At 55.7% G+C, this 323-nt stretch carries 1 protein-coding gene; it reads left to right on the top strand.

The genetic code is table 11. From position 1 onward, the window contains the following. Positions 1-72 precede the first annotated feature (72 nt). On the top strand, positions 73-323 hold a 251-nt coding region (locus tag DXX99_RS11145; protein ID WP_205664719.1), incomplete at its 3' end, for a transposase.

Below are 323 nucleotides of genomic sequence, written 5' to 3'. Positions count from 1 at the left end.
AAGCAGGAAGGGCCACCCTCCCTCTGGTAGATGAAGAAGTGACACAACCACCATTACCAGGAGGGATTGAGGATGGCCCATTACCAGGTTACCGTAGATGGCGAAGTTCTGCAACAGTTGTTTTCCCAGGACGATGGTCTGGCCCGGTTGGTGGAGCAAGTCTTAAACCAGATTCTCGAGGCTCAGGTTACAGAGCAGCTCAAAGCTAAACCCTACGAACGCACAGAGGAAAGACAAGCGTACCGCAACGGCCACCGGGAAAAGCCGCTTGTAACCCGGATCGGACGGCTTGTCCTGGAAGTGCCCCGGGTCAGGTCCGGCAA

The sequence above is a fragment of the Ammonifex thiophilus genome (genome assembly GCF_003368535.1).
Classification (GTDB): Bacteria; Bacillota; Desulfotomaculia; order Desulfotomaculales; family Ammonificaceae; genus Ammonifex; species Ammonifex thiophilus.
This window is presented reverse-complemented; position numbering and strand designations above follow the sequence as displayed.